Genomic DNA, 22,384 nt, shown 5'->3' on the forward strand with positions numbered 1-22,384 from the left:
TTATACTGTAAAGGAAATTAAGATTAAAATAAAAGAGGCTGATTTTGATGAATACTATAATAAAAAATATTAGACTAATTGATTTTTCTAATGGAGAAATTAAAAGAGCGCATATCATTTTTAACTCAATGGGAATTATCGAAGAGATACTGATGGACTATCCTGATAATAGTGAAAGGGAGTTGAATGTTATTGACGGGAAGGGGAATTATATATTACCAGGTTTGATTAATGCTCATGCTCATCTTTTTGGGTCGGGAAAATCATTAGAGGTAACAGGATCACCAAATATTTTAAATGTCATTTACAGATTAGCGGATACTCATTTTGGTAGGAAGATTATTTTAAATCGAATGAAAAAAAACGCGCAGATAGAACTAATGTCTGGCGTAACAATAATAAGATCTGTAGGAGAATTTTTTTATCAAGATGTCAGACTGAGAGACAAGATAGATAGTAATAAAGTGATTGGACCGACATTATTAGTCTCTGGCTACTTTTTAAGTGTTACGGATGGTCACGGCGCACCTTATTTAGCATTAGAAAGTGATTCACCTTGGGAAGCAAGAAGGAATGTCAGAAAAAATGTAAAACAAGGTATTGATTGGATTAAAATTTGTGTGACGGGCGGTGTGACTGATGCAAGAAGAATAGGTGAAGCAGGAGCATTACAATTTACTGAAGAAGAGATAAGTGCTATTTGTGATGAAGCACATAAAAATGGCACAATGGTTGCAGCTCATGTTGAAAGTACTGAAGGTGTGAGAATCGCTCTAAAAGGTGGAGTAGATACTGTTGAACATGGGGCGCGAATGGATGATGAAATAATTGATCTTTTTAAAGCTAATCCAAAATCATTAAGAGGATATACATCGTTAATTCCAACATTCATTGTTGCAGCACCATCTGTTTATTTAAATGAGAAAGAAACAACTATTGATTTTATAACAAACGAGAATGGAAAATATGTTTATCAAGAAATGCTTGTTGGTTTTAAACAAGCCATTAAAAATAATATTAAAGTTGGAATAGGGAATGACGCCTCTATGTCCTTTGTTTCACATTATGATTTTTGGAGAGAATTAGATCATATCGTAAAGTATGGAAATGTAAAAACTTTAGATGTTTTAAAGCTTACCACAAAAGAAAATGCAAAGATTTTAGGTATAGATGATAAATATGGTTCCATTGAAGTTGGGAAAATGGCTGATTTTATTATGATGAAAAATAATCCAATTGATGATATCACAGCACTAAAAGATATAGATATGGTGATTAAGCATGGTGAATTAGTTGAGATAAAAAAAGTAAAAAGGATTAAACATGTTGACAGCTTACTTGATAAAATTTAAGTGAAGACTAAAAACATATTGATCATTTCTTTAATGAAATTTATATTATTCTTTGTGTCTTCCTCATCCTGACTTTTTATTGAGGACTCGATAAATGTAAGGGTAGTAGAACAGAACAAGTCTTTAGCAAAATCAAAAGTTATCCCCCATTTTTTTTGAATCATTTTTCGATCATAATATAAAATATAGTTTTGCTCAAAAATATTTCGTAAATCTTTTCTCAAATTTACTCCGCCTTCTTCAATATCAATCAATTGCAGAAATTTAGTATGATTCAACGTTTGAATTAAATTATTTAAATGTAGTTCTAGGTTAGACATTGTGAGAACCTCTTTAAGCGAATCATCAACGATTTGGCAGAGTGCTTCATTTTCTTTTTCTAATATTTCATATTTGTCATGGAATAAGTGATAAAAGGTTGAGCGACCAACATTTGCTTGCTCACAAATATCATTTATTGTTAGTTGCTTTAAGTCAGATTGTTCTAATAATTTATAGAGAGCATTTTGTATAGCAAAATAGCTTTTTGAATGTTTCATTTCTAAGTCATCCTCCAATAGATATTTTTATTAATAAAAATAAAAGCCATAAGCAACTTTTTACCATTGCTTATAGCTAACGTTTAAATTAAATAGAGTTGAAATCAAGCATCAACCATCCTGTTTTCTCTAGCTTTAAATATTTTTTAGTATAAGTGCCTTCAAAATGTAAGAATCCAGGAATTTTGATATTACTCTTTCTGCTTCAGTGAAAGTACTGTCTAAATAGTATACGAGTTACTCAACAGTTGCACTTCCGTGTTATTTTTAAATTTATTATATTATAATAAATGCTATTTAACAACTTTCAAAAGAGAGTAAAGCTGTTATTAATGTTTATAAATATGACATATACTTTATTGAACAGGTTATTTTTGTTATAATAGGACTATTAAGTATATGTTTGGAGGAACAGTTACCTTGGATATGAACGACAATTTAAGAAAAGTAAGAGATACAATTATTCAACTTGTGTTTGTTTTTGTGGTTATAATTGGGTTTGAATATGTTTGTTTTTCTCAAATTATTAATAGTGCGACATTATCTGTAAAAATTTTATTTGGTTGTGTGGCAGTTGTAGTTGTAGGATTATTATTATATATGTACAACTCTCAACTAAATTCATCGACCTTTAAAAAAGTACTCAAGAATTTTTTATCACTAACTTCAGTTTTATTGACAATTTTTAATGCACAATTTTTCAAAGGAGACTTAGATTCAAAATTAGTATATGTATTATTACCTCTAGTACTGAATCTAATTCCGATACTTTCTGAATTTTTTATCAATTGTTTAGATTTAAAATATGAATTAGAGTTGGGACAATCCAGAAAAACACTTGAAGAAAAAAGACGTTTAGAAGCAGAAATGAGAGCGTTAGAAGAAGAAAAAAGACGTCTTGAGTCAGCTCAAAAAATGGAGCGTGCAACGCAAAGACAGTTAGAGACAATAAATGATAAATTAGATCACTTATTATCTGACAGATAGAAGGCTAGCCAAGCAGGTTAGTCTTTTCTTTTTATTTATATATATGATAAGGGAGTGTAGTGAAATATGAAAGCTATTAATTTTAATGAGGTAAGTCTTACAGAGAGTGTGGAATTATGGAACGATTGTTTTAGTGATTACCCCACCCCTATGGTAATGACAAATGACACACTTACAGCTAGATTTAACAAGTTTGGATTATCAGAAGAACTATCTTTTATTATGAAAGATGAAGAAAAGCTTCTAGGGCTTATTTTAATAGGGGTTAGAGAGTTTGATGGTATTGTGACAGCTTGGGTTGGGGGTATGGGCGTCAGGCCTTCAGAAAGGCATTCAGGGGTTGCTAAAGCGATGCTTTCTAAAATGGAAGAAAGAGTAAAAGTCAGCGGTGTAGAAGTTATCAAATTTGAAGTGTTGTCAGAGAATTTAAAAGCAAAATATCTTTATTTGGATAAAGGGTATTCGATTATAACTGATTTAGGCATATACCAAGGTGTTTTTTCTAAAATAAGAGAATCGGCTATTTGTATAGAAATGAGTAAGGGTCAATCCGATCCTCAAAATACACCATGGCAAAATAGAAGCGTATTTAACAAAAGCTTTGATTTTATTTTGAATCATAAAAAAATAGGAGACCTTGTTTTAGATGAAGTTTATGATAAAGAGGGTAACAGATCATTGGTTATGCGTCAGTTTAGACTACCAACGTGCTATCTGGAGCAAGCTTTATCAAGTCTCCATAAAAAATATGGTGAAATTAGTATGACTTGGAGTAATTTTGATGAAGCTGACATAGTAACACAGGCCTTAACCGACTGTGGTTTTATCAAAACAAATTCTCAATTCCAATTAAAAAAATATATTTAGGTATGGAAATAGGCGGTAGGATGCAGTTCTGAACGAAATGAAAGCATTATTTTTATTTAATACTATTTAGCCCTTTACATATTAATAAAAGTGCGATATACTAAGTATGTAATAAGTTAGATACACATGCAGGTTACTAAACATTTATTGTTTTGAGACACCTCTTTTGTAGCATCGATATTTATTGCAATAAAACGCGCTATGCGCAACAGGAGGAAACAACAATGGCTCAAGGAACAGTAAAATGGTTTAACGCAGACAAAGGTTTCGGTTTCATCACTCAAGAAGACGGTTCAGACGTGTTCGCACACTTCTCAGCTATCCAAGGTGAAGGATTCAAAACTTTAGAAGAAGGTCAAGCAGTGACTTTCGACGTTGAAGAAGGTCAACGTGGATTACAAGCTACTAACATCGTTAAAGCTTAATTCCATAACTTTACTAATTTAAACAACTAAACTTCGGTTTAGTTGTTTTTTTATTTTTAAAAGAGCAAAAAAAAGACGGAAGAATGATCTTCCGTCTTTTTTTTTAATAGTGCTTTTTATTTTGCATAAAAAGTCTAACTGCTTCAGAGACACCGATGAAAATTAAAATGCCTCCAAATACTCTGAATAATAAAATGATACTTGAAAATGGGTTAAATATAAGTAGAACACCTGCAATAATAATAATCACACTATAGATATTATGTCCAAGTCTATATCTAGGGTTAACTTCTTTGATCGTTTGATCAGTAGTTAATTGTACTAAACCATTTAGAACAATTAAAATCCCTAAAACGAATGGTAACATGCTAATAATGACTTTTGAAAAGATAAGGACAATTAGAGTAAATAAAAAGTACATGCAAGCTGTAATAAACTCAGGACCTAATATAGTATGAGTCACTTTTGATGCCTTAATAGCTTGAAAAAGATTGAGTAGTCCGATTAATAATAAGTATGCTGCCAGTGTATAGATAATACTTGTAAAGATTAGTTTTGGTTTAAAAACAACTAAACATCCAATGACAATAAAAATTAAAATTCTAAGTAACGTGAACTTTTGTAGTTGATTGATCATATTTTTCACTGAAATACCCTCCATATTTTTAAGTTACTTATTATTTTATATTAAATAACAGTCAATAGCTAGATGTTGATGGAGAATAAGTCTAATAGTTTGTTAATTACTAGTTAAATCACTTGAAAACTCAAGCAAAAAAAGGGAAAATAGAGTAGTTAGAATAAAAAGAAATGAGGGAATAGTATGTCTAATCTTGGTGCTATTGGATTTATTGATTCGGGAGTAGGTGGCTTGACTGTTGTTAAAGAAGCATTACGTCAATTACCGAATGAAAAAGTCATTTATTTAGGCGATACAGCTCGTTGCCCTTATGGACCTAGACCTGTAGAACAAGTGATTCAATATACACGCGAAATGACGCAGTTTTTATTAGAAAGAAATATTAAGATGTTGGTGATTGCTTGTAATACTGCAACAGCAGTAGCTCTTGATATTTTAAGAAAAGAAATTGATATACCAGTAATAGGTGTCATATTACCAGGTAGTAGTGAAGCAATTAAAAGAACGGTTAATAATAAGATTGCTGTTATAGGGACTGAAGGAACAGTAGCAAGCCATGCATATGGCAATACTATAACTGGTAAATCACCAGATACTGAAGTGATAGAGTTGGCTTGTCCTAAATTTGTTCCTATAGTAGAAAGTAAAAAGTATGCCTCTCCACTTGCAAAAATGGTGGTAGCTGAGACATTGAAACCTTTAAAAGAAAAAAAGGTAGATTGTTTAGTTTTAGGCTGTACACATTACCCCCTACTACGCCCACTCATTCAAAATGTTATGGGAAGTGATGTTTCTTTAATTGACTCAGGAGCAGAGACGGTAGACCATATTAGTATGTTATTGGATTATTTTGAAATAGCAGCACCAGCTAAGCGTAATGACTTATCACATGAATTTTATGCGACAGGTTCAGTGGTCATGTTTGAGGAAATTGCTTCTGATTGGTTAGGATTATCAAATGTAGAAGTTAAGAAGGCAAAAATAGAGAAAGATAAAAAAGGAGAATTATAAATGAGACATGATGGTCGAGACTATAATGAATTAAGAAAAGTAACGATTGAAAAAGATGTATTAAAACACCCAGAAGGTTCAGTATTGATTTCTTTTGGTGATACTAAGGTATTCTGTGCAGCGACATTAGAAGACAGAGTACCACCTTTTTTAAGAGGCCTAGGTACCGGATGGGTGACGGCTGAGTACAGCATGTTACCACGCGCGACAAATACGCGTAATAGACGTGAGAGTGCGAAAGGGAAGCTAACAGGTCGTACGATGGAGATCCAACGTTTAATCGGGCGTTCACTTCGTAGTGTTGTAGATTTAGAAAAATTAGGTGAACGTTCAATCATTGTGGATTGTGATGTCATCCAAGCAGATGGTGGAACTCGTACGGCTAGTATTACTGGCGCTTTTGTTGCCTTATCACTGGCTATTGAAAAATTAATTGAATCAGGTGAGTTAACAGAAAATCCAATTAAAGAACACTTGGCAGCTGTTAGTGTGGGTGTACTGCCTACGAAAGAAGTTGTGCTAGATTTAGACTACGTTGAAGATTCAGCTGCAGCAGTTGATATGAACCTAGTTATGACAGAATCTGGTGAGTTTGTTGAAATTCAAGGAACTGGTGAAGAATCAACCTTTACAGCAGCAGAATTAAATCAACTCTTACAAGTTGGAGATTTAGGGATAAAAGAATTAATTGCTAGACAACAAGAAGTATTAGCTCCTCAATCAGCAGGTGTGGAAGTGGGAGAGGACTCTGTTATTTTAATTGCAACAGGAAATAAAGGGAAAGCCAAAGAATTTGAAGCTATTTTCAAAGAAAAAGGCCTAGCTGTTAAAACATTATTAGATTTTCCAGATGTACCTGAAGTAGAAGAGACGGGTAAAACTTTCACAGAAAATGCGTTACTTAAAGCAGAAACAATTTCTAAAAAATTTAATTGTTTGGTGTTGGCAGATGATTCAGGTTTGATGGTGGATGCTTTAAATGGTCAACCAGGTGTGTATTCAGCACGTTACGCAGGAAAATTAAAAAGTGATGCCGCTAATAATGCAAAATTAATGCATGAGCTAACAGATATCCCGCAATCAGAACGTACAGCTAAGTTCCACTGTACACTTGCTGTAGCAGCTCCTGGTAAAGAAAGTTTGGTAGTAGAAGGAGAGGTCAAGGGGGAGATATTAGCTATTCCTCGTGGTGATAATGGTTTTGGCTATGACCCATTGTTCTTAGTGCCCTCTTTAAATAAAACAATGGCAGAATTATCAGGTTCTGAAAAAAATAAAATCAGTCATAGGGCTCAAGCTATTAAAGCGTTAGATAATGCTTGGGATGAGTGGTATAAAGGAGTTTAAGGCATGAAGTATTTAGTCGTAAGTGATAACCACGGAGACCGTGATTGTTTGGTTGATTTAGCTGATACTTATAAAGGAAAAGTTGATGGTATGTTTCATTGTGGCGATTCTGAATTAGATCCTACAGATACGTTGTGGCAAGATTTTATTGTTGTGACGGGTAACTGTGATTTTGACCCTCGTTTCAAGAGAGAACAATTAGTGGACATGAAAGCAGACAAGATTTTTATTGCTCATGGGCATTTGCTTAACGTTAATCAAACATTAAATAATCTGGTATACCGTGCTAAAGAAGTAGGGGCCACGGTTGCTTTTTATGGTCATACTCACAAGTTAGGTGTGGAACGTATTGATGATATATTACTCTTAAATCCAGGAAGTATTTCGCAGCCCCGAGGAATGTATTCTTACAAGACGTATGCGATTGTAGAGAGTACAGAATCTGGTTATAATGTGTCATATTTTGAAAGAAATCATAAATGTATTGAAGAATTGTCACGAAGCTTTCGAAAAGATTAAATTCTCTTAAGGAATAGCAAAAATAATGGAACTATTGCCAGTATAGGTTAAAATTAAGAAGAGTTCTAAAGTGGTTAAGGAGGATTTTTTCATGATTGGAAATAAAGTTAAAGAGTTACTGCTAGAAAATGAGGACTGTTTTTTAATTCCAGATGAAAAAGTGGCGCATGTCATGGATGAGAATCCTTTAAACCATGCCTTACTTGTTTTATCTAAAGTGAGTTATAGTAGAATACCTGTATTAAATCGTAAAGGTGAGATAGTGGGTTTGATTGGCTTATCACATATCATGGATGCTATGTTTGATTTAACAGAGATTGATCCAGAAAACTTAAACGGCCGTTTAGTAAAAGATGTGATGGACACGGCTATTAAAACGATAACACTTCCTTATGACATTGAATATATTATGCATTTGTTAGTGGATCACCCCTTTGTCCCAGTTGTTGATGAAAATAATTGTTTTGCCGGAATTGTGACAAGACGTGAAATTTTAAAATCGGTTAACCATTTAGCACATTCATTAGAGAGTACTTATGAATTAAATGAAAAGTAAAACACCTGCCAGTTGGCAGGTGTTTTTTTAAATGGGCGTTAGTGGCAATGGGGATTGTGGTAGTTCAATACCAGCTTCTGTTAAGGCTTCTAGATAGGCGGCCAAAAAATCAGCTTGGACTTTAAACTGACTACCGTTAAGCGTATAAATAATAATTTTGATTGCAAAGTTTCCATTTCCAAGGTCGATGAGTCCTTTATTGATGGGCCCCTCTTTAATTTCAGGATAAAGAGGCAGAAGGTTTTCATTAACCTTAGTTATAATGTCAGCTACTTTTTGTATATCAGTATCGGGTTTAATTCTTAGTTTAATCAGTGCCAACATGTTCTCACGAGAAAGATTACTGACAATAGTAATTTGACCATTGGGTATGTAATGAAGTGTTCCATCTGCACCTTTTACTTGTGTTGTTCTTAGACCAACCGCTTGGACAAACCCTTCTATTTCACCAATAATGACATGGTCACCAACATCAATTTGGCGTTCTAAAATAATAAAGAATCCAGTTAAGAGGTCGTTAATAAAGCCTTGAGCACCAAGGCCAATTGCAATACCAGCAATTCCCGCACCTGCGATTAATGATGCTACAGGGACACCAAAAATTGATAATATCGTATAGAGTAGCACAAAGTAAAGTGTGTACTGATAGGCATTGGTGGTTAGTTTTTCTAAAGTGTCCACACGACTTGCGCTATAGAGATCTCTTTTTTTATAATTGGCAAAGCCTTTCTTGATTAATCGAATACCGATACGCATAATGAGTCCGATAATAAACAGTGCAAGGATTAAGCTGAAGCCTTTAGAAAGGGTGAGAGAAATCAATCTATCCCAATCAATCGTATGCCAGACTCTTTTTAGATTTGAAAGTTTTTCTGTAGCTTCACTTGAAGTTGTTTCACCATAGGCTACAAAATTTAGTAAATAAAAATTAGACAGACTCATAATAATCACTCCTTGCTTTTATTGTATCAGAAAAAAGAAAAATTCTAAAATAGGAGCTTTATTCTTTTTTTAATTGAGATATTTTACTATAGGTGGTATGCTAAATAATGAAAATAGACATAGAACGTAGAGAAAGGATTATAACTATGACAGGTGGAGAAATCGCAGCATTAATCGCAGCAATTGCGTTTGTAATTTTAGTTATTGTTATTATTGTATGTTGTATTATGACACTACCCAAAATTGTTAAAACAATTACGGCAACAAATGAAGCTATTGAAAAAGCTACAGCAATGATCGATGAAACAAATGTTACCATTCAATCCGTTACAAAAGATGTTAATGTTTTAACAATTCAAGTAGAAGATTTATTGATGAAAAGCAATACATTATTAGCCGATGTAAATCAAAAGGTAGAAACAATTGATCCGTTATTTACAGCAGTGGCCGATTTAAGTACAAGCGTATCAGATTTAAATGAATCAAGTCGTAATGTAGCTAGTAAAGTTGGAATCATAGGCTCAAATGCCGCTAAAGCATCACTTGCAACAAAATTAAGTCGTACAGCGTGGAAAACGTTTAAAAAATAGATTTTAGGAGGAATTAGGATGAGTAAAAAATCAAATGGCTTTTTATCAGGTTTAATAGTTGGAGGAGCAGCAGCAGCAGCAGCAGCTTTATTATTTGCACCAAAGTCAGGTAAAGATTTAAGAGATGAGTTAACAGAAAAAACGAATGACTTTACTTCTAATGAAAATAACCCAGAATTTGTTAATCAAGCAATTAGTAAAGCCTCTATATTGAAAGATAAAGCGGTAAAAACTTCTAATGATGCCTTTACTACTATTAAAAATCAATCTTCTGAGCTTGCTAAAAAAGTTAAAACATCGACTGATGATGATATGATGTCTTTTGAAGAAGCGATGGATTTGATGGATCGCGAGTTAGAAGAGCAAGAAGAGGATATCGTCATTGATTTATCTGAAACTACAGAAGAAGTAACAGAAGAAGCTGAAGAAATGGCTGAAGTAGTTTCTGATACTGTTGATGAAATATTAGAAGATGTAAGTGAAGAAAATTAATTTACATAAAAAATAGTTTTGTGTTCTATATAAGTTTTATTGATATGTAAAAAACCATTATCCTAGATAATGGTTTTCTTTTTTTGTGTATTGAAAGAAAACATAAAGTTTCATGAAAATATGAATAAAAACGCTTGCAATGGTGATGGAAATTTGTTAATCTTAGTTTAAAGAAATGTAAATAGATTTTTCAGAAAAAAAGAGACGTTTTCATAAACTAGATTTTTGGAATTTTATTGCTAAATTAAAGGAGAATTATTATGGAAAAACAAACAATTACAATTTATGACGTTGCGCGTGAAGCAAATGTCTCAATGGCGACGGTTTCTCGTGTTGTCAACGGTAACCCAAATGTAAAACCAGCAACGCGTAAAAAAGTATTAGAGGTAATTGATCGTCTTGATTATCGCCCTAATGCAGTAGCTCGTGGTTTAGCAAGTAAAAAAACAACAACAGTTGGAGTTATTATTCCTGACGTAAGTAATATTTATTTTTCATCATTAGCACGTGGTATTGATGATGTTGCTACAATGTACAAATATAATATTATTTTAGCCAATTCAGATGGTAATGACGAAAAAGAAGTAAATGTTTTAAATAATCTACTAGCAAAACAAGTAGATGGTATTATTTTCATGGGTCATCATATTACAGATTCAATCAGAGCAGAATTTTCACGTTCTAAAACACCTGTTGTACTGGCAGGTTCAATTGACCCTGATAAACAAGTTGGTTCAGTTAATATTGATTATCATGCTGCCTCTAAAGAGGCAACCGCTGTCTTAGCAGAAAATGGACATGATAAAATTGCCTTTATCAGTGGAGCATTAGTTGATCCAATTAACGGTCAAAATCGCTTAACAGGATATAAAAAAGCTTTGAAAGAAGCAAAAATAACATTTACTGAAGGTTTAGTTTTTGAAACACCTTATGAATATAAAGCAGGAGAAAAACTTGCCGAGCGTATTATCAATAGTGGGGCAACTGCAGCTTATATTGTAGATGATGAATTAGCAGTAGGAATTATGAATGGCTTACAAGACAAGGGTGTTAAAGTTCCAGAAGAGTTTGAAATTATTACAAGTAATAATACTGTATTAACTGACATGGCGAGACCTCGTTTAACAAGTATCAGTCAACCGTTATATGATATGGGAGCTGTCTCAATGCGTCTTTTGACTAAATTGATGAATAAAGAAGATGTAGAAGAAAAAACAATCGTGTTGCCACATAATATTGTAAAACGCGGTTCAACTAAATAAAAAAAGCTTGAGGATTACTCCTCAAGCTTTTTTTTAACGTCTATAGCCATTATTATAGTTCGTGTAACCATTATTGTAGGTATTATAATTGGTATAACCGTTCTTATAGCCATTATTATAGTTATTATAACCATTATTATAATTTTGGACCGGAGCCGGAGTTGGTGCAGGTGCTGGAGCTGGTGAAGTTACAGGAGGTGCAGAAGTAACGGAACCATAGGGGTTATTCCATGCATCTTTGTAATTGTCATCAGTACCACCAATACCAAATCTAAAGGTAGATTTTTCAGGTCCTTTTTTAGCCCAAAGTGAAGTGATTTCTTTACCAGGCGTTTGTTGTGTATAGCCGTTTGCTTTTACTTTACCAGGTTTTTGACCAGTAAAGCTAGAGACTTTTTCTTTTTTTACAGTTGTATCTAGTTTGAATTTTTTATCAATTTTAAATAGATCAGGATTTGTCATATAGGCAGCTGTCACTAGACGAGCCCAAAGTTCCTTATTACGTTTATCCCATTCTTTATAGAGAGGAGTATTATCATCGTACCCTATCCATGAACTGATTGTGACACCAGGTGTTGACGCGATAAACCAATAGTCTCTGAACTCTTGAGATGTACCAGTTTTACCAACCCAGTCTCCTTTGTGTGCACCGCTTGCCATTTCTTCCATATATTTCTTGGCATCCACACCAGTTCCTTTATTAACAACATCTCTCATCATATCATTCATAATAGAGGCTGTTGCTTTTGAGTAGACTTCAACAGGTTTTACTTTATGTTCATATAAAACATTACCCTCACTGTCTATGATTTTATCAATCACATAATTTTCAGCATATTTTCCTTCATTAGCTAGAGTGGCAAATGCATTAGTTTGTTCTAGAACCGTTGGACCATAATCTGTTCCACCAACTGGAATAGATTCGTATTTAAATTCTTTTTCATCCATAACCATATTCATTTTGTCGTAATAGTCTTTCGGATTCGCTACTTTAAGTAGCTCTTGGTAAAGTTCTACGACAGGTACATTATCAGATACGCGTAGAGCTTCTCGAACTGTTTCAAATCCAGTAGTTTTCTTACCAGAATAGTTTCTAAGTTTATGTCCATCACGGTATTTCCTAGAGTTGTTAGATAACATTGATTCACTACCAATTAATCCAACATCAATAGCAGGCGCATAAGCAATAAGTGGCTTAATTGTTGAACCAGGTGAACGTCTTGTTTGAGTAGCGTGGTTGTTTTGGTTTGAGTTGAAATCACGACCACCTACAAAAGCGATTACCCGTCCTGTTTGATTATCAATCATAGCACTACCATTTTGAATAGTCCCTCGACCATCATCAATTTTTGGTGCGTATGTTGCTTCTGCTTCTTGAAGAGCAGTGTATACTTTTTGGTCAATTGTCGTTTTTACAGTAACGCCGCCATTTCGTAACTCTTGTGTTGCAATATCATAATAGCGCTGGAATTTAGCATCATTTTCTTCTACTTCTTTGCGTTTAAAACCATCAGCTTCATAATAGATTGGCATTAATTTTAAAGCGGCTTCGTGAAACGCATATTGGTATAGGAAACTGCTTGTATTCGCTTGAATATTTTCTTGTGGTTTGAAGTCTTTAGTGATGTCATATGAAAGTGCTTCTTCGTATTCACCACGTTTGATAAAGCCTTCTTTATACATATTAAACAGCACATGATTTTTACGTTTTAAACCAAATGATAGATTGTCTTCCTCTTTAATATCACCAGCACCATCAAATGGACTATATACAATGGGACTTTGGGGTAGTCCAGCGATAAATGCTGCTTGAGGTAGATTTAGATCAGCGGCTTTTTTGTTAAAAATACCAAATGCTGCTTCTTGAATACCTGCAATATTTTGTCCAGAATTATTTCTACCAAAAGGTGAAACATTCAAATAGGCGGTAATAATTTCATCTTTTGTAAAATATTTTTCTGTTTTCAATGCTAGTAATATTTCATTGGCTTTACGTTTGTATGATGTTTCATTGGTTAATACTTGTTGTTTGATTAATTGTTGAGTGATTGTTGAACCACCAGATGCGCCGCCAAAACCTGTTAAGTCAGATACGAGCGCACGAATTATTGCTTTGGGTACGACACCTTTATGTCGTTCGAAATTTTCATCCTCTGTAGAGATTAAAGCTTGTTTAACTAAAGGTGATATTTCTTTTGATGCTGCCTTCGTTCTAAGTAGGTCAGATTTAATATCAGATACTTTTTCATCATTTTGGTAAGTGATTTTTGAAATCTGAGCGGAATTATTAATCTTTGAAATCAATTCAGATTTTGTTGGGACGTTGGTATCTGATACTAGGAAAGCAAAATAACCTGCACCAATACCAATACCTAATACTCCTAATAATACAAAGATACAGATAAAGAAGAAAATAAGAGATTTTAAAACCCCAAATATAACATTAAAGAGTGTTGCAGGGGAATCAATCACTGCTACTTTTTGAGACTGTTTGTCTTGTTGTCGATTTATTGAACGTCTTTTAAACATTGACACGAATTTTCCACCTCGAAATCTAAAATATATTAGTTAATTATAGCAAAAAATACTAGTCATTCCTAGTATTTGTAGTTGTTCTGTTTGATAATAGAAGGATATTACATAAAAACTTAATAAATTGTGCAAAAATAGTAGGCAATAAGGTTGTTCTGTCTTAGAAAATAGCTTAAAGTTGTAGGGTAATACTAATCGATAATAATTTAAAATTAAATAGAGTGTATCGGAGGAAATGAAATGTTAATAGGATCACACGTAAGTATGAGTGGTAAAAAAATGTTATTGGGTGCAGCTGAACAAGCAGCGAGTTATGAATCAAGTACGTTTATGATTTATACAGGGGCACCTCAAAATACAAGACGTAAAGCAATAGAAGATATGAATATTGAAAAGGGTCAATTAATGATGAAAGAAGCTGGACTTTCAGACATGGTGGTTCACGCTCCTTACATTATTAACTTAGGAAATACAATTAAACCAGAGAATTTTCCTTTTGCCACTCAATTTCTAAGAGAAGAGATTGCACGTGCAGAAGCATTAGGTGCGACACAAATTACAATGCATCCAGGTGCACACGTCGGAGCAGGTCCAGAAGCAGGGATTGCTCAAATTGTTAAAGGGTTAAATGAAGTCCTGACTGAAGATCAAATTCCACAAATCGCTCTTGAGACAATGGCAGGAAAGGGAACTGAAATCGGTCGTACATTTGAAGAAATTGCTGCCATTATTGAGGGTGTAACACTTAAAGATAAATTATCAGTAACGTTAGATACGTGTCACATCCACGATGCAGGTTATGATGTAACAGACTTTGATGCAGTGTTAGATGAATTTGACCGTGTAATTGGGTTAGATAAATTGAAAGTCATTCACGTTAATGATTCCAAAAATGTTCGTGGTGCGCATAAAGACCGTCATGCTAACATTGGCTTTGGTGAAATTGGCTTTGAGCCACTAAATAAAATAGTTCATCATCCCAAATTAGAAAACTTACCTAAGATTTTAGAAACACCATACGTTGGTGAAGATAAAAAGACAGCTAAGGCTCCATACAAACATGAAATCGCAATGTTACGTTCAGGTGTTTTCAATGAAAATCTGTTAGAAGACATTGCTAACGCTTAATCACATAAAAACAATGTTATAATTTCTAAGTTTTAACTTTCCATTTGATGGCTTTTTTAGTACAATTAATTAGTAAGTCACAATGAGTTTAAAGGAAGGAGAGTAAAAAAATGAGCACAGGTTTAGTTATTTTATTAGTTATCTTAGCGTTAATTATTGGTGCAGTAGCAGGATTCTTCCTTGCACGTAAATATATGGAAGACTATTTGAAAAAAAATCCTCCCGTTAATGAGGATATGTTGCGTATGATGATGATGCAAATGGGACAAAAACCATCTGAGAAAAAAATTCGTCAAATGGCACAAAGTATGAAAAATCAAGCCTCTAAACCAACTAAAAAATAGTTGGCTTAGTTTAGTAGATTAAAAAACGGGTAGATTACGTCTATCCGTTTTTTCTTTATCCTAAAAACAGGTAAAGGAGTGAAAGATAGAATGAGTATTTTTAAAAAATTAGGCTGGTTCTTTAAACAAGAACGAAAAGCTTACATTATAGGTGTTACATCGTTGATTTTAGTTTCTTTTCTACAAATCATTTCACCGCGTGTAATTGGGTTAGTTATTGATGAAATCAGTGTTGGGAAGTTAACGATTCGTCGACTTATTATGTGGATTGGTTTATTAGTGATCGTAGGTATTTTACAATATTTACTGCGCTATATCTGGCGTACTAATATTTGGGGAAGTGCGGCTAAGCTTGAAAAAAATATGAGACGTCAACTGTTCCATCATTTTACAGAGATGGATAATCAGTTTTATCAAAAATACCGTACAGGGGATTTGATGGCTCATGCTACTAATGACTTGACGGCTATTCAAAATGTGGCAGGAGCAGGTATTCTAACATTTGCTGATTCAATGGTGAATGGTGGAGTAACCATCTTGGCGATGATTTTCTTTGTCGATTGGCGTCTAACGTTAATCGCTTTAATCCCGCTACCATTATTAGCCTTTACTTCTAGAAAATTAGGGAGTAAATTACATGATGCTTTTAAAGTACAACAAGAGGCTTTTTCAAGTATCAATGATAAAGCTCAAGAAAGTATTACGGGTATTAAAGTAATTAAAACGTTTGGGCAAGAAAAAGAAGATATCGAAGAGTTTGATTCGAAAATTAGTGACGCTATTGGCAAGATAAAAAAAGTCATGCGTTTAGATTCACTATTTGATCCACTTATCACGTTAATTATTGGGCTCTCTTATATTTTAACAATTATTGTAGGAAGTCGTTTTATTATGTCTGGTGATATTACTATCGGACAGTTGATTACCTTTATTGATTATATTTCAATGTTAATCTGGCCAATGTTTGCGATAGGTCGTTTATTTAATGTTATGGAAAAAGGAAATGCGAGTTATGACCGTGTTCAAGAATTACTAGCAGAACGTTCAACTATTATCGAACCTGCTGATGCGATTAAAGCGCCAGCTAAGGGGGATTTAGCGATTAATATTGAAAGATTTAGCTACGATAAGTCAGAGCATGCGACATTAAAAGACATTGCTGTCCATTTATCTGAAGGTCACACATTAGGTGTAGTAGGTAAGACTGGTGCAGGTAAGACAACACTTCTTAAATTAATTATGCGTGAATATGACGAGTATAAAGGAAGTATTACTTTTGGCGAGACGGATATCAGACAGTATTCATTTGATTCTATTTTAAATGCTGTTGGGTATGTCCCACAAGACCATTTCCTATTCTCGATGACCATTCGTGATAACATTCGTTTTGGTGAACCTAGAGCGACGCAAGCACAAGTAGAGGCTGCTGCAGAATTGACAGCAGTTCACTCAGATATTGAAGGGATGCCAGAAGGTTACGACACGATGGTAGGAGAACGAGGTGTGTCATTATCTGGAGGACAAAAACAACGACTGTCAATCGCTAGAGCGGTTATTACAGAACCAGAACTTTTAATTTTAGATGATGCACTATCAGCTGTAGACGCTAAGACGGAAGAAAAAATCTTACGTCATCTAAAAGAAGAACGTCAGAACAAAACAACGATTATTGCCGCTCACCGTATAAGTAGTGTGATGCATGCAGAAGAAATTATCGTGATAGATGAGGGTGCTATTATTGAACGAGGCACTCATCAAGAGTTATTAGCATTAAATGGTTGGTATACGAAAATGTATGAACAGCAACAATTAGAAAGTAAAATTGAAGGAGGTAGCACCGATGAGTAATCAAAATCAGACAAATGAAAATGCCTGGTCTAAATCAATACCAGTCAAAGAGCAAGTGACGATTGTTAAACGATTATTACACTATGCGACTCCTTTTAAATGGCAATTTATAATATCTATCGTGTTATCTATTGTGTTGTCTATTGTTAATATTATGATGCCTAAAATTATCCAAGTCTTAATTGATGGGTATTTAAAACCTCAGAGTGCAACGGCACAAATTGTATTATATTTTGCCTTGTTATACTTGGTTGCAACTATGGTTAAAGCTTTTATTTGGTTCTTTCAACTGTACTTGTATTCTGTAGCGTCGACGAATACATTTCAACATATTAGAAGTCAGCTGTTTAAAAAAGTTCAGTCAATGGGTATGCGTTATTTTGATCAAACACCAGCAGGTTCTATAGTGTCTAGAGTAACGAATGATACGGAGTCGTTATTTGATTTCTGGTATGTTTTCTTATACGTCTTAACTGGAATTTTCAGTGTGACAACATCTGTTATTGCGATGTACACGATTAGTCCAACGCTAGCTGGACTAGCACTGTTATTTTTACCTGTTTTATTATTAGTGATTTGGTTTTACCAAAAATTCAGCTCACGTGTTTACCGTAATATGCGTGAAAAGTTAAGTCAGTTGAATACTAAGTTAAACGAATCAATTTCAGGTATGAGTATTATCCAGCAGTTTAGACAAGAGAAACGTTTAGAAGAAGAGTTTGAAAAGACAAATGATGAGTATTTAAAAACACGTTTCCAAATGATTAAGACAAACTCATTGCTTTTAGCACCAATTATTAACTTATTAGTTGCTTTGGCGATTGCTATGGTACTAGGGTATTTTGGCTATTCATCTCTGACGCAACCTTTAGAAGTTGGGCTGATTTTTGTCTTTATTTCTTATGTTCGTGCGTTCTTCCAACCTATGATTAACATGATGGATTCTCTAAGTGTCTTTCAAGATGGAATGGTAGCAGGAAGTCGTATCCTTAAAATTATGGATTATGACGAATTAGCACCTAGTCAAAATCCCGATGCAAGTGAAGAAATTGTAGAAGGTAAGATCGAGTTTCGTAATGTGAGCTTCTCTTACGATGGTAAACATAACGTCTTAAATAACATTAGCTTTGTCGCAAATCCAGGTGAAACAGTGGCCTTAGTAGGTCATACAGGAAGTGGTAAAAGTTCCATTATAAATGTGATGATGCGTTTTTATGAATTTTATGAAGGCGAAATCTTAATCGATGATCGTGATATTAGAGAGTACCCGATTGAGGAGCTTCGCCGCAAGATGGGGTTGGTTTTACAGGATGCCTTTATGTTTTATGGTGATATCTCAGGCAATATTCGGTTATTAGATAAAACGATTACTGATGAGGAAATTAAAGCGGCGGCTGAATTTGTTCAAGCTGATAAGTTTATTGAATCATTACCGGGTGGTTATCATGCAAAGGTTATTGAGCGTGGTGCAAGTTATTCTAGTGGACAACGTCAATTGATTTCATTTGCTAGAACGATTGTAACGGATCCTAAGATTTTAGTTTTAGATGAAGCAACAGCTAATATTGATACAGAGACAGAAGGTTTAATTCAAGAAGGCTTGAAACGGATGCGTAAAGGTCGGACGACTTTAGCAATTGCTCACCGTTTATCAACTATTCGTGATGCGGAATTGATTTTAGTCTTAGAAAAAGGCTCAATCGTAGAACGTGGTAATCATGATGAATTGATTGAACAAGAAGGATTGTACTACGATATGTACCGTCTACAAAAAAGCGAATAAAAAAAGTGTTCCCAATTGGGAACACTTTTTATTTTTGAACGATAGTTGATTTGGTACGCCAGACACCTGATTTCCACCGGTAAATCATTAAGAAACTCCGGAGTATTTCATCGATAGAGTAGGCAATCCACACGCCGACTAAACCAAGACCAGCTTTAATAGCTAGACCATAAGAAAATGGTAAGCTAATTACCCAAAGTACCATTAAACTTGCGAATAATGGGAATTTAACATCGCCAGAGGCATTAAGTGCATTTACCATGACCATGTTAATTGAGCGAGCTGCTTCAAGTAAGATATCCACTAAGAAGACCCATTTCGCAATTTCGATAACTTCAGGATTGGTTGTGAAGATACCCATGATTGGTTCAATGAAGATGAATGTTAAAATACTAATCACAAGTGAGCAACATGTCGCGATAACAATTGTACGAATACCACGTGTGTAGGCATCATCTAATTCACGAGCGCCAACTTTACGTCCAATCATGATTTGATTTCCTTGTGCTAATGAATTAGCAATCAAGTAGACAAATTGTGTAATTGCAGTGATATATGATTTAGCAACTAGGACACTTTGACCAAGAGAAGCTACAATCATCGTCACGACGATTTGAGCAGCTTGATATGAGAACGCTTCACCTGATGACGGCAGACCTAGTGTTAGAATACTCTTGATATAAGGGACTGAGAATAATTTCGGATGCGTTTTTAAAATATTGTATTTAACATGCTTGATAAGCAAACGAGAGGCAATGATTAAGCCCATTGTATTTCCGAAAACACTTGCCCAAGCTAAGCCATTTACTCCAAAGTTTGGTAAGCCGAATGGGCTATACAAGGCAAAGTAATTTCCAATAACAGCTAAAATACTTGATGTCATCGGAATGAGTAAAGCTGGACGAGTTAGTCCATGACTTCTTAAAACAGCAACAATTGTGGCTGTAATCGAAGAGATGAATAAGCTTCCTCCGTAGACTTGAATGTAGCCTTTTCCGATGTTAACCAAATCAGCATCAAGATTCATAAATTGAAGCAACTGACTTGGGAATAGGATAAAGACTAAACTGATTGTCGCCCCAATTGCAACAGAACCGAATAGAGCAGTTGTGATAACTGTTGGAATTTCTCCTCGTCGTTTTGCCCCGATTAATTGAGCAATGATGATTTGAGTTCCGACAGTGATAAAGCCGTAGACAAAAACGGACAAGTTAAGAAGCTGGTTCGCTGCCCCAACGGCTGCAACCGCAGGCTCAGAGTGACTGGAAATCATAAAGACATTGATATTACCGATAATAACACGTAGAAAAATCTCTACAAAAATAGGCCAACTTAAAAATATCAGTTCTTTATCCGAGATATTTAGTTTGAATTTAGATGGCATAGAATTCCTCCCTTATAATATGATGTTTTATTTGCGTTCATAAATTGATAACTTTAAAAACTACTAAGTGTAATTTTATAGTAATGGTTTACAAAGTCAATAGTATCTGAATGATATGGAAGAAAAAAAGAATTTTAGTCAAAGTGACAAAAAAATTATTAAGAATGCCTGTTAAAAAAAGATAAGCAGAAGTGTAGACAAAGTAAGCGTATAACGTTAAAGTAATAAGAGAAATTAACTTAAAGGATGTGTCTAAATGCGTGACGTAATTATTATTGGAGCAGGACCTGGTGGGATGACTGCCGCTTTATATGCTTCTCGTGCTGAGTTATCAGTAATGGTACTTGAAGGAGGCATTCCTGGTGGGCAAATGAATAACACTGCAGAGGTTGAAAACTACCCAGGTGTTGGCGTAGTGCAAGGACCAGAATTAGCAAGTAAAATGTTAGAAGATTCAAGTAATTTTGGAGCAGAACATGCTTATGGTTTTGTGACTGAAATAGAAGATCATGGTGACTATAAAACAGTAGTAACAGATGATGCCCGTTATGATACTAAAACAGTTATCATTGCGACAGGTTCTGAACATCGTAAGTTAGGTGCCCCTGGTGAAGAAGAGTTCAGCGGTCGTGGTGTATCTTACTGTGCGGTCTGTGATGGCCCGTTTTTCCGTAACAAACACTTAATTGTGATTGGTGGAGGAGATTCAGCTGTTGAAGAAGGTAGTTATTTAACTCAAGTGGCTTCTAAAGTAACGGTTATTCACCGTCGCGATAAATTAAGAGCACAAAAATTATTACAAGAGCGTGCGTTTAATAACGAAAAAATGGAATTTATCTGGAATACAACAGTAGAAGAAATCGTAGGAAATGACCGTCAAGTGACAGGACTACGTTTGAAAAATGTTGAGACAGGCGATATCACTGAGATGGATGCAGACGGTGTCTTCATTTATGTAGGACTAGACCCCTTATCAGAGCCATTCAAATCATTAGGAATTACTAATGAAGAAGGTTGGATTGAGACAGATGCCACAATGGCAACATCAGTTCCTGGGATTTATGCTATTGGAGATGTTCGTGCAACAGTATTACGCCAAATCGCAACAGCTGTTGGAGATGGTAGTATTGCAGGACAAGAAGTTTACAAATATATTGAAGCGTTAAACGATTAATCGTGTTAAACTAAACATAACTTTTAATCAGGAAATTTATAGAAAGACTTGGACAAAAGTTCAAGTCTTTTTTTGATGAGGTGGGTGATGAAGCATGTTTGAAACTAAAGTAAGAGAAATTATAGAAAATAATCAAGAAATCATGGACGTACTAAGGATTATCGAAGGATTAGACTTAAAAGAAGGGTGTCTGTGTGCCGGGACGATTCGCAATTTAATTTGGCAAGAGGTATTTGATAATTCTGAAACAGCGATGATTTTAACAGATGTTGATGTTATTTTCTTTGATCCAGAGATGAGTTATGATGAGACACTGAAGCGAGAGAAAGAATTAAATAGTAACACCCCTAACTGCCAATGGGAATTAAAAAATCAAGTGTATATGCACGTTCATCATCCAAACCAAACTCCCTACAAGTCAGTTGAGGATGCCATCTCTAATTTTCCAGAACGATGTACTGCTGTTGGCGCTTACCTTGAGAATGATAAGTTACGATTAATAGCGCCATTCGGGTGGAATGATAACGTACGCGGCATAGTGAGACCTACCCCGAGTTTTAGTGAATCATCAACTAATTTAGCATATTATAAAACAAGAGTAGAGTCGAAGAATTGGCAGATGAGATGGCCTAAATTAATAATTAAAGAGAACTAAAAAGAGG

General features: G+C 34.5%; 22 protein-coding genes. 17 read left to right on the forward strand and 5 right to left on the reverse strand.

Annotated features, from left to right (window positions below):
- Positions 1-47 precede the first annotated feature (47 nt).
- The gene (locus tag OL233_RS08290; RefSeq protein WP_275471865.1) at positions 48-1,352 is read left to right on the forward strand and encodes a metal-dependent hydrolase family protein; all 1,305 of its coding nucleotides are present in this window, start codon (positions 48-50) and stop codon (positions 1,350-1,352) included.
- Here the strand turns inward: OL233_RS08290 and OL233_RS08295 are convergent.
- The gene (locus OL233_RS08295; RefSeq protein WP_275471866.1) at positions 1,349-1,891 is read right to left on the reverse strand and encodes a TetR/AcrR family transcriptional regulator; all 543 of its coding nucleotides are present in this window, start codon (positions 1,889-1,891) and stop codon (positions 1,349-1,351) included. The genes OL233_RS08290 and OL233_RS08295 overlap by 4 nt on opposite strands.
- A gap of 426 nt (positions 1,892-2,317) precedes the next feature.
- Here OL233_RS08295 and OL233_RS08300 point away from each other — a divergent pair, with 426 nt between their 5' ends.
- The 3 genes from OL233_RS08300 (at position 2,318) to OL233_RS08310 (ending at position 4,170) form a co-directional block, all read left to right on the forward strand.
- A complete protein-coding gene (locus OL233_RS08300; RefSeq protein WP_275471867.1) occupies positions 2,318-2,878 on the forward strand; it encodes a hypothetical protein in 561 nt (186 codons plus the stop codon).
- Positions 2,879-2,944: 66 nt separating this feature from the next.
- Complete coding sequence (locus tag OL233_RS08305) at positions 2,945-3,745, forward strand: GNAT family N-acetyltransferase (protein ID WP_275471868.1); 801 nt, start codon at positions 2,945-2,947, stop codon at positions 3,743-3,745.
- A gap of 224 nt (positions 3,746-3,969) precedes the next feature.
- Positions 3,970-4,170, forward strand: a complete 201-nt coding sequence (locus tag OL233_RS08310; RefSeq protein ID WP_126829733.1) for a cold-shock protein — start codon at positions 3,970-3,972, stop codon at positions 4,168-4,170.
- Between the two features lie 103 nt (positions 4,171-4,273).
- Here the strand turns inward: OL233_RS08310 and OL233_RS08315 are convergent, their stop codons facing one another.
- On the reverse strand, positions 4,274-4,807 hold the full coding sequence (locus tag OL233_RS08315; protein WP_275471970.1) for a DUF308 domain-containing protein: 534 nt from the start codon (positions 4,805-4,807) through the stop codon (positions 4,274-4,276).
- A 186-nt stretch (positions 4,808-4,993) separates the two neighbouring features.
- Between OL233_RS08315 and racE the strand changes: the two genes are divergently transcribed.
- The 4 genes from racE to cbpB all read left to right on the forward strand — a co-directional run bounded on the left by racE (position 4,994) and on the right by cbpB (position 8,243).
- Positions 4,994-5,821, forward strand: a complete 828-nt coding sequence (racE, locus tag OL233_RS08320; RefSeq protein WP_275471869.1) for a glutamate racemase — start codon at positions 4,994-4,996, stop codon at positions 5,819-5,821.
- The gene (rph, locus tag OL233_RS08325; RefSeq protein ID WP_275471870.1) at positions 5,822-7,168 is read left to right on the forward strand and encodes a ribonuclease PH; all 1,347 of its coding nucleotides are present in this window, start codon (positions 5,822-5,824) and stop codon (positions 7,166-7,168) included.
- Between the two features lie 3 nt (positions 7,169-7,171).
- Positions 7,172-7,687, forward strand: coding sequence for a metallophosphoesterase (locus OL233_RS08330; protein ID WP_275471871.1), 516 nt, complete (start codon positions 7,172-7,174; stop codon positions 7,685-7,687).
- A gap of 91 nt (positions 7,688-7,778) precedes the next feature.
- On the forward strand, positions 7,779-8,243 hold the full coding sequence (gene cbpB / locus OL233_RS08335; protein WP_275471872.1) for a cyclic-di-AMP-binding protein CbpB: 465 nt from the start codon (positions 7,779-7,781) through the stop codon (positions 8,241-8,243).
- Between the two features lie 27 nt (positions 8,244-8,270).
- On the opposite strand, the gene OL233_RS08340 is transcribed toward cbpB, so the two are convergent.
- On the reverse strand, positions 8,271-9,185 hold the full coding sequence (locus tag OL233_RS08340) for a mechanosensitive ion channel family protein (RefSeq protein WP_275471873.1): 915 nt from the start codon (positions 9,183-9,185) through the stop codon (positions 8,271-8,273).
- Between the two features lie 146 nt (positions 9,186-9,331).
- Here OL233_RS08340 and OL233_RS08345 point away from each other — a divergent pair, with 146 nt between their 5' ends.
- The 3 genes from OL233_RS08345 (at position 9,332) to ccpA (ending at position 11,529) form a co-directional block, all read left to right on the forward strand.
- The gene (locus OL233_RS08345) at positions 9,332-9,775 is read left to right on the forward strand and encodes a DUF948 domain-containing protein (RefSeq protein WP_275471971.1); all 444 of its coding nucleotides are present in this window, start codon (positions 9,332-9,334) and stop codon (positions 9,773-9,775) included.
- 18 nt (positions 9,776-9,793) lie between these two features.
- The gene (locus OL233_RS08350; RefSeq protein WP_275471874.1) at positions 9,794-10,267 is read left to right on the forward strand and encodes a YtxH domain-containing protein; all 474 of its coding nucleotides are present in this window, start codon (positions 9,794-9,796) and stop codon (positions 10,265-10,267) included.
- A gap of 260 nt (positions 10,268-10,527) precedes the next feature.
- Entirely contained in the window at positions 10,528-11,529 is a 1,002-nt protein-coding gene (gene ccpA, locus OL233_RS08355) for a catabolite control protein A (protein WP_275471875.1), read from the forward strand.
- Positions 11,530-11,562: 33 nt separating this feature from the next.
- On the opposite strand, the gene OL233_RS08360 is transcribed toward ccpA, so the two are convergent.
- On the reverse strand, positions 11,563-14,058 hold the full coding sequence (locus OL233_RS08360; protein ID WP_275471972.1) for a transglycosylase domain-containing protein: 2,496 nt from the start codon (positions 14,056-14,058) through the stop codon (positions 11,563-11,565).
- 243 nt (positions 14,059-14,301) lie between these two features.
- Between OL233_RS08360 and OL233_RS08365 the strand changes: the two genes are divergently transcribed.
- From OL233_RS08365 to OL233_RS08380, 4 genes are all read left to right on the forward strand, one after another.
- Complete coding sequence (locus OL233_RS08365) at positions 14,302-15,189, forward strand: deoxyribonuclease IV (protein WP_275471876.1); 888 nt, start codon at positions 14,302-14,304, stop codon at positions 15,187-15,189.
- A 110-nt stretch (positions 15,190-15,299) separates the two neighbouring features.
- Positions 15,300-15,533 carry a YneF family protein gene (locus tag OL233_RS08370; protein WP_126829755.1) on the forward strand — a complete coding sequence of 78 codons (234 nt, stop codon included), beginning with the start codon at positions 15,300-15,302 and terminating at the stop codon, positions 15,531-15,533.
- A 90-nt stretch (positions 15,534-15,623) separates the two neighbouring features.
- The gene (locus tag OL233_RS08375; protein ID WP_275471877.1) at positions 15,624-17,381 is read left to right on the forward strand and encodes an ABC transporter ATP-binding protein; all 1,758 of its coding nucleotides are present in this window, start codon (positions 15,624-15,626) and stop codon (positions 17,379-17,381) included.
- Positions 17,374-19,164, forward strand: a complete 1,791-nt coding sequence (locus OL233_RS08380; RefSeq protein ID WP_275471878.1) for an ABC transporter ATP-binding protein — start codon at positions 17,374-17,376, stop codon at positions 19,162-19,164. The genes OL233_RS08375 and OL233_RS08380 overlap by 8 nt, the downstream gene beginning before the upstream one ends.
- Before the next feature lie 28 nt (positions 19,165-19,192).
- Here the strand turns inward: OL233_RS08380 and OL233_RS08385 are convergent, their stop codons facing one another.
- A complete protein-coding gene (locus OL233_RS08385; protein ID WP_126829761.1) occupies positions 19,193-20,548 on the reverse strand; it encodes an MATE family efflux transporter in 1,356 nt (451 codons plus the stop codon).
- A gap of 256 nt (positions 20,549-20,804) precedes the next feature.
- On the opposite strand from OL233_RS08385, the gene trxB reads away from it, so the two are divergent.
- Positions 20,805-21,722: a thioredoxin-disulfide reductase gene (gene trxB / locus OL233_RS08390; protein ID WP_275471879.1), complete on the forward strand. Its 918-nt coding sequence runs from the start codon at positions 20,805-20,807 to the stop codon at positions 21,720-21,722.
- A gap of 94 nt (positions 21,723-21,816) precedes the next feature.
- Complete coding sequence (locus OL233_RS08395) at positions 21,817-22,377, forward strand: nucleotidyltransferase family protein (protein ID WP_275471880.1); 561 nt, start codon at positions 21,817-21,819, stop codon at positions 22,375-22,377.
- The last annotated feature ends 7 nt before the right edge of the window (positions 22,378-22,384 follow it).

Origin of the sequence: Vagococcus proximus, from assembly GCF_029143285.1 — a bacterium.
Lineage (GTDB): Bacteria > Bacillota > Bacilli > Lactobacillales > Vagococcaceae > Vagococcus_D > Vagococcus_D proximus.